We start from the raw sequence: 19,462 nt of genomic DNA on the forward strand, positions 1-19,462 counted from the left end.
ACAGAAAATGCACAATACAGACGGGAATGAGCAATTACACCCTGTTCCCCTACCCGTTTTCCTCCTATTATTCACAAGAAAAACCCGCAGGTTTGCCAAAGATTATGACAAGCCTACGGGCTCTTCAAATAAATAACAAAATATAAAAAGGACGGTCTGTCCTCGTTCAGAACAAGACACCCAGGCGGAACCCGACGTTGTTCTGTCCCTCAATATCGACAGTCAATGTCTCTGCCCGGTTCGTCGCATAACTATAGTAACCGGCGATGTGGAAGCCCCAATTCTTCTGTAAGTTCGGATAGATTTTGAGGCCAACTTCAGGCGAGGCATAAAATCCCCAGCTGGTATCATAAAGACCACCTGTACCAAAGTAAGTAGTATAACGGCCAAACATGGCTCCCAGCTTGACGCCGACATAAGGGCGGACGTGCGAATTCGTACAGAAGGTATAAGCCGTCGTGGCTCCGAAAGGTAATTGGAAAGCCGAGCGTTGCTGGTCCGTAGTCAGGCTTTCGGTTGGCGAAAGACTGATGGTCTGGCGCCCTACGTAGCTATGATTGGTATGAAACGAGAGGAACGCACCAGCCGAAAAATGGGACGTCACGTCGTAAACGCCTTCAAAATTCATACCCCAGCCACTGATTTTGTCAGTGAAATCGGTAGCCAGAGGAGCATTCATCTGCCAATCTACGGCGAAGTGTACTTTTCGCTGCGAAGCATATTGAGCCTGTGCTTGTGGAAGGAAGGCTAGCAGCATGCAAGCTGCCAACACCAGAGTCTTCAGTATGTTTTGGTTATATATTGTTTTCATTGTAAACCTCCGTTTCTTATTTGTTAGACTGAATATAGGGTGACTGCTCAAAAGCCTGTCCAATGGCCTCGGTCATCAGGCGGATATCGTAATTCGAATTATATTGGTAACCCGATGCGTCAGCATACCATACCACAGGCAATTTGGCATTCTCTTCTCCCCCATCCGAGAGGTCTACCATTTCCATAACCAGCGTATTGGTATCATAGCTATAGTTGACAGTGTAAGGATAGTACCAGCCGCCCCACCAGGGACCCCAATAGCCGTAATCCCACCAGCCACCCCACCAACCGCTGGAGATATTTACTCGCTGGGCGATATAGGAAAGCTGTACACCAAGGTCAGCCTCCGACTTCAGTTCAGGGTCAGTGATCCGTTGATAACCACGACTATTCATTTCAGCCACTACAGCATCAATAAGTTTTTGCGCATTCTCGTCTTTCCAGTATGTAGCGTGGTGACTTCCTGCCTCCAGAATACTGTCCGGCAGGAAATAAGTCTGGAATTTACTGAAATCCGTCTCGCTGTCATAATCGGTGTAAACCACCATATCCGAATCCAGTTGTCCCAGATCGGGATCTTTTTCACATGCCACAATCGTCAGCGCCATGCAAGCCAATAATAAAATCTTTTTCATAAATTTCTATAGTTAAGTTTATTGCACATCATTTGTCCTGTCCTTCTCATAGAGAACGTCCTTTGAATACGCTACTTTTTTCGATCGGCACGATCACACCGTTAAGCGTCATGCGATTCGAATTGAAGTTAGGCGTAATGCTGACCGTAGCCTTGTTACTTCCCTCATAGAGCGTGATGTCCACACGAGCCGAAATACCTGTACCCATCACGTTAATAGAAAGCGAAATATTTCCTTTCTTGTCCTTTTTCAGCTCATAGTCCGAAAATATCCCTTCTACAGTCACACCACCCAGTCCATTCGGACCACTGACAGGAATATTGAAAGCAGTCTGCACAACAGCATGGTCATCCTTCACCGAAACAAAGTTGGTATTAGCCGTCACATGTGCCGTTTGTCCATACTTGAATATCACCTGATCAGCCTCCAGTGTGAAAGCGCGGTTGTTAAGAGCCTCTTCTGCCTCATCGTGCAGATACTTGTCAATACGTTCCTGCAAGGCTTTCTTTTCAGCCTTTGTCAATTCCTTTTCTTCTTGTGCTGCGGCGCTCCCTGCCAGCATGAGCAGGAACATCGCCATCATCCATGTCAAATTCTTCATCGTTCACATTTTTTCTGCCGGGCAACATTACCCAAGCTTTATTATTAAAACAAAATCCATGCCTTTTTACTGCTTGTGTTTTGACTAATAATGCTTAAGCAGAAGCATTTTTATCCTTTATTCAAGCATCTCAAGATTTCTTTATTTTTGCGGAAGTAAAAGTAATGGTTATCACTGTTGCAATCATGAAAAAACTACCGAAGTGTAAAAAAGCCCTGCCGAAATGACAGTAGAAATAAGACGATATAAAAAGAGCCAGCTCTCGCATTTTCATGCAGAAGCTGGCTCTTTCATTTTAGAAACTCCTTCGTTATTCCTTTTCTTCCTTGAAGTTCGATTCATCAATCATCTTTCCTTTTTCTATAGGCTGAAGATCTCCATCCGTTGCGATATCCGAACGATAGTAGAAACTATCAGCCAGCCGAATGTCCTCGTATGAGCTGCCCACCAACACTTTGAACTCGCCAGGTTCTACTACCCGTTCCTTCTGTTCGTTAATAAGTATCAAATCATCGGGAACGATGTTGAAAGTGATTTCCTTACTTTCACCTGGCAGCAAATGGATACGTTCAAATCCCCTAAGATTCTTCTCATAGGTGGTGGTAGAACTTACTACATCGTTGACATATAGCTGTACCACTTCGTCTCCAGCCACAGTTCCCGTATTAGTCACTCGGCACGATACTTTGACATGAGCGGTCTGGGTGTGAATACTGTCTATCTTCAAATCGTCATAACGGAAAGTTGTATAGGATAACCCATGTCCGAAGCAGTACAACAATCCCTTGTTTGCAGCAGAACGGTATTTCATCGGTTCCCAGTTGGCATTGGGCTTGGTCGGTATATTCATCGGAAGTTGTCCGACGGTTTTGGGCCAAGTACCGGTAAGTTTGCCTCCAGGATTATAGTCTCCCTTCAATGCTTCTGCAATGGCCAGTCCGCCTTGTGCACCTGGATATCCAGCAGCCAAAATTCCTTTGCAATAACGGTCAGCAAAATTAATGGTTGTGGGGCGTCCCCAGATGAGAACCAACACAACAGGCTTTCCTGTCTTTACGACTGCTTCGAGCAACTGTTCCTGATGTCCGGGCAAATCGAGGCTGCTACGTGTACGGCTTTCGCCGGAGGTGCGTTGGTTATCTCCCAATACCAGTACGGCCACGTCACTGCGGCGTGCCAGTTCTACGGCTTCCTGTATGGATTGTTGTTCGCCGGTCGTCAGGGTGTCGCACATCAGTTCGTTTTCGGGCCAACCCGGGTTTACGATATCGATACCTTTGACGTAATTGATTTCTACATCATCATGTTGATAGACACTTTTGAGTCCGTCGACTACACTATAAAAACGTTCGAAGCCCATCGGACCATAATGTGCTGGAATGTAATCTTTCGAGTCGGCATTGGGACCGATGACGGCAATCTTGCGGTATCGGGTCTGGAGGGGAAGCATGTTATCAGCATTCTTCAACAGTACGAGGCATTCACGCGAAGCCCGCAATGCGGTATTCAAGTGATCTTCGCATGAAACGATATCGGAAGCCTCCTTGGTAGAACCGGTATAGGGATTGTCGAACAAGCCCAACCAGAACTTAACATACAAGACATCTCTTACCAATTCATCTACCCTCTCCATAGATAGCTTGCCTTCCAGTACCAATTCGCGAATATTTGTGATGTATTCAGTAGGATCATTGAACTCGGTGCGTACATTCAGTCCTGCCTCTATAGCCTTACGCCCAGATTCCTTATAATTGGGGGTAACCTTGTGTACACCATTCAAACGGCCAATAGCATAGCTGTCTGATACTACATAACCCTTGAATCCCATTTCTTTACGCAGAACTTCTGTCAGATAATGATAATTACCGGCCATAGGTACCCCGTCGTAGTCATTGTAGGCACACATCACGCCCAAAGCGCCTGCTTCCTGAAAGACTTTCCGGAAGGGGTATTCATGAATATAATACATTTCCGAAGGAGTAATATGAGGATCAGTACGCGAATCCCATTGACGGGCCGCCTTACAGTCACCGTAACCGACATAGTGTTTGGGAGTGGATACAACCCGCTGGCTCTGTATACCTTTGCTCATGGCTACTCCGATACGTGCTACTAAATAGGGATCTTCACCGATAGACCCTTCCCACCGCCCCCAGCGTTGGTCTCTCGCTACATCCAGAATAGGGGCATAGATGTTGGTGTAGCCCATGGCACGGGCTTCCCGGCCTTCAATGACACCTTGCATATAAGCCAGTTCCTTGTCCCATGTACATCCCAGTCCATTCATCGACGGAAAACTGGTTGCACTACGCGCGCATAGACCTCTAATTCCCTCATTTGTAAAATCCACAGGAATACCCAATCGAGTATATTCCACAAAGAAACGTTGAGTTTCGGCCAGCGCCGTGGCCAATGTATTCGGATCTCCAATTTCCTTGTTCAGGTGTTCGTCTACGTTGGCTATTCCGTCTTTCAGTATATTTGTTTTCCATGCGGCGGTAGGTACGCTGTCTTCCAGAGCTTTCTTGTAACCGTAATAGGTAGCCAGTTGGCAAGTCTTTTCATCCAGGTTCATTTGTGAAAGCAGGTCGTCGATTCGTTTCTCGATATTCTGTGTCGGGTCTTCATAGATGTCCTTCTTTCCGTTTTTGTTAAAGTCGATCCAGCCCTTTTTATAGATTTCCTTTTTGTGGGGAAATGGATCTTGAATTTTTCTAGCTAAAGCCGGAAAGCACATTCCGACGCATAATAACATGACTGTCAATCTTTTCATTTTCATCTCATTTACTATTGTTGTTGAAATACTTTCAAATTGGTTACCCGACTTTTAAAGTTTCCCGATTTTTCCAATGGAAACACCAGTGTGCGTACATATTTCATGGAGTCTTTCCCCCCGTTGAAATATTGGCGACCTATTTGCATGTCTTCTATCAGTTTGTTGTTGATATAAAGACGTGTTGAACGGTTGTCACCTTCCACGCGGACTTTTACCTGTTCGTCTTTTACCCGATAGGGGAAGGTATTCAGATAACCGTCGCGAGCAAATCCCATCATGCCTTTGATGGGGTCGGACAGATAGAATACGGCTGTAGGCGAGCGGAACAGTTCTGTACCGTAGGCTTCAGGTTGTCCTTGCAGGTCGAATTCGATTCGATAGCCGTATCCGGCTTCCCGATAAGGCAGAGTCGAATTGGGGTGTATTTGGGATTGTTCATAAACCAGTCCTTGTCCTTTTCCTATCTTTCCCCTTTGATTAACTCCTGGTGCTTCACTTAGTTGCTTGCGTTCTTGATCGAAAGCTTCAAAGGGTAATACCGGGTGTGCTCCAGTCCACATCTTTACAGCCAATGTCTGTACGGCAGGGAATACACGGTCGTGAATGTCTTTAGTTGAAATGCCATTGCCAGCATGATCGTTCCAGACGGCAAACATGCCTCCCAGAATGGAGGGATGTTTTTCTTCGAAAACAGCCTTCCCGATACGGGCAGGCGTCCATTCCTTGTAAAGCCGTTCGGTGTTCAGATAGTCATAATAATATCCGGCTGCGGGTACGATGTATAACCATCCGTCGGGGATACTTATCAGCTTGTAGCCTTGTCTGATCATTTCTGCCGGGTCGGCATATCCGTTGTACCAGGCGTTCATAATGACATTTTCCGACTTGACCGGTGTTTTTCCGGCGGCATGCGTCAGTGCGCCCCAAATACATGCCTGCTTGCCGAACTTCTCAACATATTTGATGTAGTGGTCGGTGAAGTACCTGAACTTTTCGACTACAGCCGTGTCCTTGTTGGAGTATTCGTCCGTACCGATGTGTACCTGTTTCCCTCTGAAAACCGGATTCTCCCCTTCCAGATATTCCTTGAAGAGATTGTCTACAAACTTATAGGTCTCCGGATTGAACAGGTCCAGATGGTCCATTCCGTATTTCTGACTCCCTATTTCGGGTTTGTATTGGGTAAAGGCCAGTGAATGGGCAGGGACATCGATTTCGGGGATGATGTTGACGAACTTGCTTTCGGCCAATATCTGCAGGTCGATGAACTCTTGTTTCGTATAGGAGCCGTCTTGTGCCGTCAATCCCGGATAGGTGTCACACTCCAGTCGGAAAGCAGAGTAGGTTTTCATCAGATCCCAGTGATAAAACCGTGGAAAGGCATTGTCATTCAGGTGTATCTGGAAAGTGTTCATCTTGTAGTAGGACATGATCCGGACGTAATCCTGAAGAAACTCTAAGGGGATAAACTTTCGACCACAGTCCAGCATGAAACCACGCACTGCGTAATCAGGCCAGTCGGTAATGGTACCACAGGGCAATGCGTGTGCTTCGTTCTGTTCCATGATTTGTAGCAGTGAGCGTGTTCCCCAATAGATGCCAACGGCTTGCGGAGCGGTTATGCGGACTTTCTTGCCGATACTGACTTCGTATTCTTCCGGTGAATGTTTGGGACGTTTGGTGTGGAGTGTCAGTTCGATGTCGCCCGGACGAGCTTTGTCGGTACTGACAGTCCATATGCTGCCGAACATAAGGTGAAGATCTTCGGCAAAGGTGATTGCAGTAGCTTTCAGTTCCGGCTGACGGGCGCTATAAACAACACGTCCTCCATCGGTGGGCGTGAATGTACCTTCAGCACTTTTCCATTCTTTCAGTTCGGGGATGACGAAAGGCTTGTTTTCTTGTGCGTCAACTAGGATATGGACACACAAAAACAAAAGAGTAACGAATATTTTAAACATAATTCTCTACAACTTAAAATTAAGTACTAAATTGAGTATGATTTATTTGCGGTTACGAAACAAAAAGAATTGAGGACGTCCATATAACTGAAAGTCTTTAATACAACCGGCAGCCTGTGAATTACGTAACTTTATACGTATTCCTCCGATCACTTGTATTTCTCCTAAATCTATAATCAACTGATGAGGAAAATGAGAAGCTGTGCTTTGCCATTGAGAATGCCAATAAGAATGTACGTCACCATCTATCAACTGGTCAGCATACCCTTCGCCATTCTGTTCCGTGCTGGCATATAATATTTTCCAATAATCTTTCGAAAGGCTCTTTCCTTCTCCGTCCAGCAATTCTATTTCGCTAATACAAGAATGTTTTCCATCGTAAGACGACAAGACTTCTAAACATAAATGCCGCAACGTTTTTTTTCCATTAAACATAAATGTCTGCCAGTCTGCATTTTTCTCCATCTGTCCTTCATAAATTTGGTCTCCTCTGTCCAATATGGGTTCTTGCTCATCATATTTTGTTTCGCGCTCTGGTGCATTTTTATCTTTTCTAACATCGTTTAATATTGGCTTGTCCAATCCGCATACAGTACGACATCCTTGATCTTCCATTTCGAATATTACGATTTCATTTTCACCTTCTTTAAGCCAAGGTCCCGGCACATATAAGGTCTGTTGAGGTCCTATATACCAAAATTTACCCAAAGAATGTCCATTAATCCATGCCGCTCCTTTTCCCCATCCACGTACGTCCAGGAAGGTATCGCCAATCTTATCCAAATGGAACGTACCTTTAAAGAAGGCTGGAGATCCTTTGACCGAAGCGTCATTCCAGTTGAATTTTCTCACATCAGCCTGATAAAGCGGAAGGGGACTGACTATCCACCCTTCTACTTCTTTACCATTCAACAATACTTTATCCGTAATACCTTTTAAGTTATTCTGAATATCTTCCCCATAATTCACACGTCCAACATTCTCTACAAGAATTTCAAGCTGTGCCGGAATTTCATCAACAGAAATCCGCAATTTATTCTGCCGATGTCTTCTATCCAAACTTCCTACATATTTGCCGTTCAACAAAACAACAGCATAGTCGCGCAAATCTTTTAGTACCAGAATACCGTCTTTAATCTGTTCGGTCAACTCTGTTTCATAATGGATGTATCCAAAATCCTGATGGACAGCTTCCATTGTTAAAGGAACACGAGTTTTGATTCGTTTCGTAAATGCGGCAGACAATGGAGCGGACTGTGCCAATTTCACAGTCGGAAAGGATATGATTGGATTTTCTTCTGGTACGTCAGGAAGCTTTTCTCCTTCAGGTAGATATTTCTGAATAACTTCACGAAAAGCATAATACTTCGGAGTAGCATTTCCATACTCTCCTAAAGGCGCATCATAATCATAACTGGTAGGTTGAGGAGCATACCCATAAGCTGTATTGGCTCCATTAGTATAATCAAAATTGGTACCTCCATGGAACATATACATACTGACCGATATACCATGTTGCAACATCCAATCCAGCTGCTTGGCCGGTTTTTCATAATTACGAACAGAATGAGGTTGTCCCCAAACATCAAACCAAGCTGGATAAAATTCTGCCACGAAATAAGGACCACCGGGAACATAATTATCCAAAGTCTGTATAATATCCTCGCCTGTAGAACCATTGATTGTAGGCCAAACGCCTTCTACAGAACCAGCTGCTATCTGTCCACCACCATCACAAGTTATGAGCGGGACATTAAATCCAGCATTCCGCAACATATCCCGCAATTTACTTAAATACTCCTTATCATTACCATAAGATCCATATTCATTTTCCACCTGCACCATCAATATAGGGCCTCCATTAGAAATAGTAAGATCACCTACTTCTTTTCCCAATCTGTTAATATACCGTTCGCAAGCATTCAGAAACTTTGGATCCCGGCTTCTATATACCATGTCTTCATTCTGTTGAAGCCATGCCGGATAACCGCCAAAGTCCCATTCAGCACAAACATAGGGTCCCGGACGTAATATAACATACAGACCTTCTTCTTGGGCAATTTTTACAAATTTACCCAAATCAGCTTGTCCCTCGAAATCGAATACTCCAGGCTGACGTTCATGTATATTCCAAAACACATAAGTAGAAATTGTATTTATACCCATCGCTTTGGCACGCCTAATACGGTCACGCCAATATTCTCGCGGAATACGCGGGTAATGCATTTCGCCACAAATGAGTTGCACCGATTTTCCGTTCAGATAAAAAGCATAGTCTCTGATTTGGAAAATTCCTTTTTCTTTATCACATGCTCCCCCCAAAAGAGCAATGATAGCCAAAAGCAGATATTTGTATGTTATTTTTTTCATGTAATTTATTGTTCCTATTTCTTTTTTGTTTATAAATAGAAATTCAGTCATGCGCTTGTTAAAGGCCAAAATGTTCATTCGGATTTTCATAAACATCCGCTTTCCGGTCACTTTCTCCGGCATAGTTCCATTCTATATGGTCGCGGTACACTTGTCCATCGGGAGCTGTTACGATGGTTTCCACCACATTCCTTCCCATGTCCAACGTAGCATCAAACACGTAATGTATTTGAGTGTATCCCTGATGCATGGTGGTCAGTTCCTTACCATTCAAATAGACTTTGGGAATTCCTACGTTGGAATATACAGTCACATGTGTATTTTTTCGTTCGCGGTTTATATAACGACGTTCAGTCAGATAGACCACAGGATCTCGACTCCAGTTAGCTTTGTAAAAATAATAAGCATCTTTCTTTATTTTTCGATCGAAAGTCACTAAACCTTTCATATTACGCGCAGGGATACATCCACCGACTCTTGTAGGAACAGCAAAATCGAACATATTCCAAAAATAGGAAGCGATGATGTAGGGATGCTCAGCTATTACACTCCACTGGTATTCATGTAGCTTTGTTTCAAAAGTTTCAGGATAAAACTGTCCCCAAGGATTTCCAGACTCGGCCAATTGCTCGGTTTGATGTGTCACAACCCCACCAGCCCCATATTCAGTCAGCATCAGTATCTGCTCAGGATATTTCTTTTCCAGTTCCTCCACCCAAGGTTTGATATCTTGTATTTTCTTTTCATACCAACCGAAATAACGATTCATCCCCTGAATATCGGAATTAAAGTTCACAGGATGTTCCGCATGGCCATAACCGTTGACAGCAGCAGTATAACGGTCGGGATCTTCTGTCTTGGCCAGTTCGTGCAGTTCCCTCGTCAACATTGCCGTATATTCATGCGGTTCATACACTTCGTTGTGCAGTCCCCATGTATAGATAGATGGATGATTGAAGCTCTGACGAATCAGTTCACGCAACTGAGAATGCGCATTTTCCCTTTCTTGCCCAGTCACACGATTTACAAAAGGAATTTCAGCCCAAATAATAAGTCCTAAGCTGTCACATTTCGAGTAGATATAATCCGACTGCTGATAATGGGCAAAACGCACGGTAGTAGCACCAATGTCCATAATCATGGCAAGATCGGTGTCATGCTCCTTATTACTGAGAGCACTACCCAACCCCCACCAATCTTGATGACGAGTCACACCATACATGGGATATTTTTCACCGTTCAGGAAAAAGCCTTTTCCAGCCACGATTTCATAGTGCCGCAAACCGAGTGGTTGTACCATTTCGTCGACGACCCTGTCATCCTGTATCAAACGAGTCACTACCTTGTAAAGATAGGGATCTTTACGTCCTTGCCACAGATGAGGTTTCTTCACAGTAAACTCTGACACGTAGTCTTTGATACCTTGAGGCGAAAGACGAATGTCCTGTACATCCGAACAAACTTTTTTCCCCTCCCGAGTATAAATAGCGTTCTCAAGTTTCACTTGTGAGGGTTGCCAAGTACCATTGTCCAGTTTCACTTTTATCTTCACATCTGCACTTTTAGAAGAAACATTATTTTGAGTGATATAGACGCCAGACGAAGCATAGTCAGACAAAGTAATACTACAAGGTTCAGTAACAATCAACCAAACAGGACGATAAATACCTCCATAAACACCGAATAAGCTATGATTGACGGGGATAACATCCGGACGGGATGCATTGCTCACCTTGACCACAATCTGGTTATTTTCACCATATTTCAAGGCATTGCCCATTTCACAAACGAAAGCCCCATAAGCACCTTTGTGGCTACCTACCAACTTACCATTCACGTAAACTTCAGCACAACTTCCTACACCTTCAAATTTCAAATAGAGACGTTTTCCTTTCAGTTCGGCAGGACAGAAGTATTCTTTTCGATAGTAGGCTTCGCCTTCGTAGAAGTTCCGTTCGATTTCCTGCATGTCACGAGCATTCCAAGTGTGAGGCAGGGTAACAGGATTCCATTTCCGCTTCCATTGGTTTTGGGCGGACACGATGTTGTTTGCAAAGGGGCCTTTAATAAACTGCCATCCTTCGTTGAAACAGGTAATTTTACGTGCCTGCGCTACAGGACAAAATAGCACTGCGACGAGAAGTAAAATAAACAGGTATCTTTTTTTCATAGAAATTTATTTGTCGGATTAGTTGAATACAGGTTTGTCAGTCAGCTTCATGGTACGCTTTCCGTTATTCTTCAAATCAAATACTATTAGCGTATTTTCACCATTTTTCAGCATCGAAGCGGGAACGGGCAATGACTGTTGGGCATTCTGTTCCCAGTATGTGCCCAAATATTCGCCATTGAGCCATACTTCACCCATGCCCCACCCTCTGATGTCCAAATGCCATTCTCCACCAGTCGGGGCAGTGAATGTTCCTCGGTAGAAGCAAGGACGATGAGGTCCCTCCATCGGTCCAAAGTTCAGCTGGTCCACCCCGTCACAGGCATGAATAGCCAACGGAGTGACTATCCAACCTGTCAACGGTTCAGCATCCAGCGTGGCTGTGCCGAACAAGCCTTTCGAATTGTCCAATATTTCGGGGCCGTAAGTGATACGGCCGATGTTTTCAGCATAGAGTTGCAACGTATGCGTTCCGTCTGTTGCCTGGAATGTCAGGCTACGGGAATCATTATCCAGTTCACCCACAGTTTCCCCATCCAGGCAAACTACCGCATAGTCGCGCACATTTTCTATTTCCAGCGTGGCCTTACCTCCGCTGACGGTCACTTGAGTTTCATAGAGAGCATATCCACCTGCATCCATGCCCAAGTCGTTCATAGAAGGCAGTTCCTCCCATTCCTGGCTTTCCTCGCTCATTTGTTCCAGCGAAGCAGCCTCTTTGAAAAGAATTTCCTGTGCTTCCATCTTGCTTGTCGGGCAGAGTCCGACAAGCATCAAAATGACTATCAATAATCGTTTCTTCATCATTTCTTAAAAGTTTGTTTAGTGATAAGGAATGAATCTATGAAAGCGGTGTCCAATTCCACCTGCGGATTGAACTTCTCACTTTTCACATAACGGTCAATGCTTTCCAGCAACTGACAGGTAGCAGGACGTTTGTTCATGTCTTTTTGCGTGTCCAGCGCCAGCACTAACAGCTTACCTCCGCCTACCCGTGCCTCAAAACCGATACCCAATTTGCGGTTGCTATCATAGGAGTCGATAGTTTGGATAAAAGGACGCAAAGCTTGCGGAGTCTCTTGCAGTTCGATAACCTTGGCATAGTTCAGTATGTCCCACCACTGCCAATCGGGATGATTCTCGGTGACAAAATGGTCGAACACGGGACTGTCATCATGGATAAGCCACCCTAACGTCATGGGTGCCCACTTGAACATAATAGGGTTCCAGAAGTGATTGTGGAACGAAGAACGACGCCCTTTCACTTGTTTCGGATTAGGCAATAAGACAACTTTCTTCCCAGCCTGTAGCTGCTGCTTGGCCACAGCATCGAAAGTTGTGGTGTAGAGTACATCAGCGGTGGATTGCATCAGCTGCCCAGTTTTGGGATAAACCCAAATGTCCCAACTGTTAACATAATCCTTACCTACGAGCAATTGTACAGTCAGCTTCTGCGGTTCTGATCCTTCAGGTAGTATACAGCTGAACGAACCTGCTCGTATTACAGTATCACACAAAAAGGTTTGCGTCTTCAGCTTGCCTTGCCGCAGTGTCTTACCCTGTTCATCCAGCAGTTGCCAAGACACTTTGGAGTTCTTCAAAGAGCGATCGCTAAAGTTATAGACTTCTGCTACGGCTTCAAAAGTCTCTCCACCATTCCAAACACGTTTCTCAAAACGAAGTAGAGGTACGGTGGGCGAACAAAAGTGGCGGAACTCTTCAGGGGTAATCAATCCTTTTGAATCCCAAAAGGGATCAAGAATGCCCACCGGCGCATAACCTTGTTCAGGCAAGTCGTTGATAGAGAGCAACTGAAAGCCGGCTGAAGTAGAAGTGCGAAGCTGTGCTTCAATGACATCCTTGTACTCGAAGACAGTCTGCGCACCCGAAGCACGAAAGAAATCATCAGCCTGATCACCCATACCATTAGCTTCCAACTGACTACGGAACTTTTCCAAGTTGCGCGCTTCAACGGGGCCATCAAACTTAGCGATGATGCTGTAGTCCGGATAAACACAACGCTGGCCGGTTTCATGCGAAATGACAGGTACGTCAATGTTTGTTCCCTTGCAGATGTCCCAGTCGGTATAGGGACGGCCTTCATAGACGGTAGCGCCACCACTTGTAGTCTGATGAGTGGTATAGAACTGGTCGGAAGCCACACGCTTGCGAGCAGTGGATCCGCTGAAGAGATGACGACTGTCATGCTCCCGACCGTAGCGGGTCAACTCTTCGATAAAGTCAAAATCACCACTTATCTCATTACCATTACAATAGAGTATGAAAGAAGGATGATTGCCATATTCTTTCAGGATAGCCTTCTGTTCACGACGGAAGAAGTCCCAACGGGCAGGTTCGCCCGGTTCTCCGTCTTTCCCCCACATGGGCAGTTCCACCTGTAGGTATACACCCAGCTTGTCCGCCATGCGGAAGGCGGCCGCAGGAGGACACCAGGAGTGGAAACGCATGTGATTCATACCATAATCTTTGAGGATACGGAAAATACGTTCCCACGACGCGTCGTCCACCGGAGCATAGCCAGTCTTAGGAAAGACTGCATTCTCCACCGTACCACGTAAGTGTATGGGATGGCCATTGACAAGAACATGGTTCTTGCCCTGTGCCACTTCACGCATACCGAAGGTAACCTCCTTCTCATGCTCATAATTGGTTTCTCCAACACTGGTCAGGAGTTTACACTCCACACGGTATAGATTGGGATGAAACTCGTCCCACAACTGAATGTCCTTACCCAAGGCAATTTTACCTTCAAAGCTGACAAGACTGTCCTTGCCGTTCACGGGCAGTTCGCGGGTCAGATTGTATCCGTCATCACCCGTTATATGGAAACGCGCGGTACCTTCAAAAGGCTTACCGGTGTAGTTGCGTATTTGCAAGCGAGCAGTGACAGTCTTTTCCGTCACATCAGGATAGAGTTGCATATCATCGACATAAACGGGATCAACGGCAATAAGCTTCATTTCACCCAAGATACCGTTCCAGTTGATTTGGGTGAACTCTGTGTGTGCGTGATTCCACTTGTGCGTATCATACTGATACCGATTGTCAATACACAAAGTGATGAGATGCGTTTTTCCGGGCTTCACGAAGTCTGTCAACTCATGGCAATGAGGGACACTTATGTAATCCAACTTACTCACCTCCTTCGTATCCACGAAGATAGAGCTAAGCCAGTGAGTACGCTCGAAGTACATGAAAATACGCTTGCCCGCCCATTCTTTTGGGAAAGCAATTTCACGCTGGTACCAAGCCGGTCCCATGTATTCATACTTACGCGTTAAGCGGTCAATGTGACAGTAAGGTGATTTCCATCCTATCTGGTAATCATCCGTAATGGCAGGTAGGACGATAGTATCTTGCAGGCGATGCATGTAGCGTACATCGAGCGAGCCGCGACGGAAATCCATGAAATCGGTCTGGAAGCCCCATGTGCCGGAAAGATCCACTTCCTGCGTCTGGGCATTAAGTCCACTTGCTGTCATCCATAAAGCCGCGGACAATAAGGGGTATAATAATCCTTTTTTCATAAGTTTGGTTGTTTAAAATTTGGTTTCCATAATGTGCTTAATCAAGGGTTGTATGACTGCCGTTCCCAAGCTTGCCGCCCCAGCTGCTGTAGACCGGTCGTTTTGCTCAATCAACCGCTGCAAGACATGCATTCGTTTTAATATCCGGACAGATTGTTCATGCTCTTGTGCCTTTGCAACTTCTGCAAGTGCCAGAGCTTCTTGTCCCATCTGCGCCCAGAGACCAAAGGCTGTTATCCAGGGAGCTATTTCGCGGGTGAGGGCCGGATTGCTCTTTGCCAGCTTCAGTTCGCCGGCAGCCAATACCATCCGGTCGAATTCGTCTTTCAGCGTCTGCATGTCTTCGGCCTGCCAATTGCCTGACTGGGTATACTGCTTCACAAAACGGTCGGCTGCCGGGCGGATGCATTCGGATTCGGCCTTGGGGAAATGTGCCTCACCGGTAGCTGACGAATGGCGGCAGAAGCAGGCAAAGGCTTCGGCCGCATCGGGCAGCAGGCTGCGGATGCCTTCCTGCCAAGAGGCTTCCGCATCATAGGCATTGATGTTCCACGTATAATTCGCCACGCTAAAAAGGGCCAACTTCGAGGCTTCGGCATATTCCATCGGGTTGGAAACGAAGGCCGACGCGTCGGTACGGATGGCGGGGGTGATGCCGATGACTTTGCCCATCAGGATGCGGTCGTTTGAGAAGTCGGTCACGGGGAAGTTCCACCAGATGTAGGGACGGCGCTTGAGGATGGTCTGTACCCACGTCAGGTTGTCGGCTGTGATGTCCGACAGAGCCCGGTCTCCGGTCCACATGATGTGGATGTTGGCATCCAACTTGTCTCCCAATGTTTCGAGGTAAGCAGTTTCCGGATGCCAGCGGCTACGGTTGTAGTCCGAGGGGCACATGATGAGCGGTCGTACGTCCCCTTTGGCTTGGATGAAATTCCGGTTGATGTAGTTCAGCAGGTCAGCCTGCTCCGTGGCGTTTTTCCCCTTGCCGATGTCGTCGAAGAAGACAGCAAAGGCACGGATACCCAGCTGGTACATACTTTCAAGCTTTGCCACCAGCTTGTCCCGGTCTTCTTCATTCCACTTGATGTCATCTCCCGGATGAACGGCCCATACGAAGTCCACTTCCTTCTCGCGGGCACGGGCTACGAGGCTCTGCAGCTGCCGGGCTTCGGCTTCGGGATAGAGCTGACGCCAGCGTGCGCGGTGGTAGCGGTCGTTCTTGGGACCGTAGATGTAGGTGTTTAGTTTGTGGTCGCTGCAGAAGTCAATGAGGCTCATGCGTGCTTCGTGGCTCCAAGGTGTGCCGTAGAAACCCTCCACAACGCCACGCACAGCTACGTCGGGCCAGTCGGTGATTTCCACTTCAGGCAGAGAATCGTTCTTGCCGGCCTGTACGAAAAGCTGCTCCAGTGTGCGGAGACCGTAGTACAGGCCCCGGCGATCATTCCCGGCCACTACAATTTCGCTAGCGTTAACAGCCAAGTAGTAGCCTTCGCACCGCTCCGGTATCATTTTTTTGTATTTTCGAACACTCTCGTCGCCGCGGATGCCGACGCGCAGGGGAAATCCATTACGATCGGTATGGTCATCTGCGCAGCGCAACAGGAGCCTCAGAGTATTTGGGGGGAGTTCGTCGGTTCCGATAGGATGAAAGGAAGAAGGCACGGGAAAGGCTTTTCCGTTTTCCTTCACTTTCTGGGGATGGGGAGACAATTGAGGGATGGCAGCCTCCGACAGGCCGAAACCGATGCAGAGACTGAATATAAAGAGTAGTAGTCTATTCATGATTAAAATGTTGGAAATGTCTATCTGGAAAATGTTATCCTGAGAATCAATCTTTACCCCAAAGCAATACCTCGATTGAAAACAAGCTTCTTAATCTTGTCTATTTTATGAAGAGTTTATCTACTTCCGGATAAAGAGTTTATCCACCGGTAGATAAGGAGCTTATCTGCTCCCGGATAAAGAGTTTATCCACCGGTAGATAAAGGGTTTATCTGCTCCCGGATTAGAGGCTTATCCACCGGCAGATAAAGCCCCTATCATTCGGTAGAGTTACAGCGGGCTTCCACCTTCTTCTTCATCTCCGCCACCGGGTTCTCCGCCTCCAGCTGGCGCCTGACCGATGTAGAGCGTTTTGGTGACGCTCCGCGGTGTCTTCAGCAGCTGTCCGCTGCTGTACTGTGTGGTTACGGTCAGCTTATATTCGCCATCTGCCAGTCCGGCAGGAATAAGGAAGATGAGTTTCGAAGGCTGGTTCAGGGCTATCATGTCATCGGTGATGCGGGTCACTTCGCCCTCGGCGTCGGTCAAGGTAATGCCTACCGAAGGATCGTCGCCCGCCAGCTTGATGCGCTGCCCCGTCAGCGTAAAGTTACGTCCGGCTGTAGCGGTGAAGCCCGACAGACTGGTAGCCGTATCGATGCCGCCTGCCACATACATGGCACTTCCCTTTTCGCCCACGATATTCACCGTAGTGGCTTCGATGGCTTCACGCAACTCCTTGCCCTGCGTCATAGCGATACGGATACTGTTGCGGGCTGGGTCGAAGACGTTGTTTTCCACCGTTCCGGTGAACTGTGCCACGGCGCTGAACAGGCCCGTGTTCACGCGATAGCCCGTCAGGAGCAGTTTCTTCAGAACACGCTGTTCCAGATTGATGACCGCCTCGACGGTTTCACGCTCCAATCCAGGATTGATTTCCATGATTTCGCTGATAAGGCGTTGCTTGTCTGCCGTTCCGGCACTGACGAGGGTCAGAATCTTGTCGTCTTTGTCGTCTACGGTCAAAGTATTATCTGCCAGTTGTGCATTCAGGGTATATTTGATGTCGGTTGTTGCCATGGTATAATTCGTTTTTCTTGGTTTTCAGATTAGGGTTAGATAAAGAATTGAGGAAGGAACAAGGCTTTACACCTTGTTCCTATTAAAAACAAGCATAATTATTGTTCCCAACCCGGATTCTGCGGGAATTCGGCTCCTGTATTGGAGTCGATAACACTCTGCGGAATGGGCCACAAGAGGAACTTGTCGTCCCAGCGAGGCGCAACCCGGTCATTGTACTTCACGGAACGTTCCTTCAGAATACCCAGACGCAAGAGAGTGAAGCGGCGCAGCTCCTCACCGGCCAACTCACGGATACGCTCGTCTGCCAGGAAGTCTTTTGTCACATCGGCTGCAGTGATTTCGCTGGCTCCGGCACGGCGGCGCACTTCGTTGATGGCGTCGGCAGCCCCCTGCGTATCACCCTGGTTCATTCGGGCTTCGGCCAGCAGCAGGTAGGTCTCGGCCAGACGGAACTTCATGCGGTCTTTCGTATTGCCGCCATAACCTTCGTCGCCACCACGTCCGATGACGCCATAGAAGAACTTCGTAATGGCCGGACAAAGTTTACCGGCTTGCCAAAGGTCATCGGTCATTTCACAGGGCTTGCCGTAAGTATCCGATACATCAGGGTTATTGTAATACCAATGACGCTTGATGTTGTATTCAGAGTTACGGATATCTGTATCCTCAAAGAAATGGCTGTCGTTGCCAATCCACCAGGGCAGTCCCATGAGCTGGGCCAATCCGCGTCCGCCTAAAGAATCAGCAATCTGGAAGCCGGCGATATCCCAGTATTTGGGCACCCAGGCACGCTTGGTCCAGTCTTCACTCTCATCACCGCCGCCAATGACATTGTATTCGAGCTGCATCACCCAGATGGACTCCATGTTGTCCGACGTACGATTCTGATTGTTTTCCTTAAAAAGATCAGAGAACACATCGCCCGGTTCTTTGGTCTGTGTACCGAAACGCTCCTTCATCAGGTGGAAGTAGCCGGAATTGATGACCTGTTCGGCTGCATCTTCGGCTTCGGCATTCATGCCGGCCATCAGATAGACTTCACTCAACAGATGCAGGGCTGCCCATTTGGTCAGGCGTCCCGGCAGTACGGCATCCGGATCTTTAGGAAGGTTTTCTGCGGCAAATTTCAGGTCATCAATCATGTGACCCAATACCTCATCCTTTGGCGTACGGGTGAAGTCGATGCGGAAATCGCGTTCCACCTTGTCCACATACGGCACGTCGCCATACAGATAAACCAAATAACGGTAGGCATATGCACGGAAGAAACGGGCTTCGGCCTGGAAACCTATTTTGTCTGTTGGTTTGTCCCATGCCACATCAGGATGTTCTGAATATTCCAATATCAGGTTGGCATTGGAGGCCAATCCGTAGCCAAACTCCCACCATGACTTGATAAAAGAAGTCTGTGGTGTGTACGACAGATTATCGAACACTTGCAACGTACCGTCATTGTGCCCGGTGTTGGCCAGGTCGGTACCTATCTGGAGTACTTCGTAAGGCGTGGCACCTCCGTGGCTGTAAGAATTACCTTCACCGCCCCAGCAGTTCCATTCCGAACGGCAATATTCATACAGGCCGGTGACACCCACTTCAAAACCATGGGTACTGGTATACGTGTTGCTTGGAGCGAGCGAACCCTTCAGGTTTTCGTCCAGAAAATCTGAACAACTGCTCAATGCGAGCAGGGAAGCAATGGCTATATATCCTATCTTTTTCATTTTCATATCTTGTTAAG

12 protein-coding genes are annotated in these 19,462 nt (G+C 47.0%); all 12 read right to left on the bottom strand.

Features of this window, described 5'->3' with window-relative positions:
* Nucleotides 1-166 precede the first annotated feature (166 nt).
* A complete protein-coding gene (locus BQ8005_RS07820; RefSeq protein ID WP_075317661.1) occupies nt 167-811 on the bottom strand; it encodes an outer membrane beta-barrel protein in 645 nt (214 codons plus the stop codon).
* 16 nt (nt 812-827) lie between these two features.
* Nucleotides 828-1,448, bottom strand: a complete 621-nt coding sequence (locus tag BQ8005_RS07825) for a DUF4136 domain-containing protein (RefSeq protein ID WP_075317662.1) — start codon at nt 1,446-1,448, stop codon at nt 828-830.
* Between the two features lie 46 nt (nt 1,449-1,494).
* Nucleotides 1,495-2,049, bottom strand: coding sequence for a DUF4251 domain-containing protein (locus tag BQ8005_RS07830; protein ID WP_021847060.1), 555 nt, complete (start codon nt 2,047-2,049; stop codon nt 1,495-1,497).
* A 310-nt stretch (nt 2,050-2,359) separates the two neighbouring features.
* Nucleotides 2,360-4,822 (bottom strand): glycoside hydrolase family 3 N-terminal domain-containing protein, encoded by a 2,463-nt coding sequence (locus tag BQ8005_RS07835; RefSeq protein WP_159436227.1) that lies wholly within the window; start codon nt 4,820-4,822, stop codon nt 2,360-2,362.
* A 14-nt stretch (nt 4,823-4,836) separates the two neighbouring features.
* Nucleotides 4,837-6,786 carry a family 20 glycosylhydrolase gene (locus tag BQ8005_RS07840; RefSeq protein WP_075317664.1) on the bottom strand — a complete coding sequence of 650 codons (1,950 nt, stop codon included), beginning with the start codon at nt 6,784-6,786 and terminating at the stop codon, nt 4,837-4,839.
* A 42-nt stretch (nt 6,787-6,828) separates the two neighbouring features.
* Nucleotides 6,829-9,279, bottom strand: coding sequence for a beta-galactosidase (locus tag BQ8005_RS07845; protein WP_234984018.1), 2,451 nt, complete (start codon nt 9,277-9,279; stop codon nt 6,829-6,831).
* On the bottom strand, nt 9,215-11,326 hold the full coding sequence (locus tag BQ8005_RS07850) for a glycoside hydrolase family 2 protein (protein ID WP_075317665.1): 2,112 nt from the start codon (nt 11,324-11,326) through the stop codon (nt 9,215-9,217). Before BQ8005_RS07850 ends, BQ8005_RS07845 begins: the two co-directional genes overlap by 65 nt.
* 18 nt (nt 11,327-11,344) lie before the next feature.
* On the bottom strand, nt 11,345-12,133 hold the full coding sequence (locus BQ8005_RS07855; protein ID WP_075317666.1) for a beta galactosidase jelly roll domain-containing protein: 789 nt from the start codon (nt 12,131-12,133) through the stop codon (nt 11,345-11,347).
* Nucleotides 12,130-14,874 carry a glycoside hydrolase family 2 protein gene (locus BQ8005_RS07860; protein ID WP_075317667.1) on the bottom strand — a complete coding sequence of 915 codons (2,745 nt, stop codon included), beginning with the start codon at nt 14,872-14,874 and terminating at the stop codon, nt 12,130-12,132. The genes BQ8005_RS07855 and BQ8005_RS07860 overlap by 4 nt, the downstream gene beginning before the upstream one ends.
* Before the next feature lie 12 nt (nt 14,875-14,886).
* On the bottom strand, nt 14,887-16,662 hold the full coding sequence (locus BQ8005_RS07865) for a glycoside hydrolase family 84 protein (RefSeq protein ID WP_075317668.1): 1,776 nt from the start codon (nt 16,660-16,662) through the stop codon (nt 14,887-14,889).
* 270 nt (nt 16,663-16,932) lie between these two features.
* Nucleotides 16,933-17,721, bottom strand: a complete 789-nt coding sequence (locus BQ8005_RS07870) for a DUF4469 domain-containing protein (RefSeq protein WP_075317669.1) — start codon at nt 17,719-17,721, stop codon at nt 16,933-16,935.
* Between the two features lie 98 nt (nt 17,722-17,819).
* Nucleotides 17,820-19,445 (bottom strand): RagB/SusD family nutrient uptake outer membrane protein, encoded by a 1,626-nt coding sequence (locus tag BQ8005_RS07875; protein WP_075319035.1) that lies wholly within the window; start codon nt 19,443-19,445, stop codon nt 17,820-17,822.
* Nucleotides 19,446-19,462 lie beyond the last annotated feature (17 nt).

The sequence above is a fragment of the Bacteroides togonis genome (genome assembly GCF_900130135.1).
GTDB lineage: Bacteria > Bacteroidota > Bacteroidia > Bacteroidales > Bacteroidaceae > Bacteroides > Bacteroides pullorum.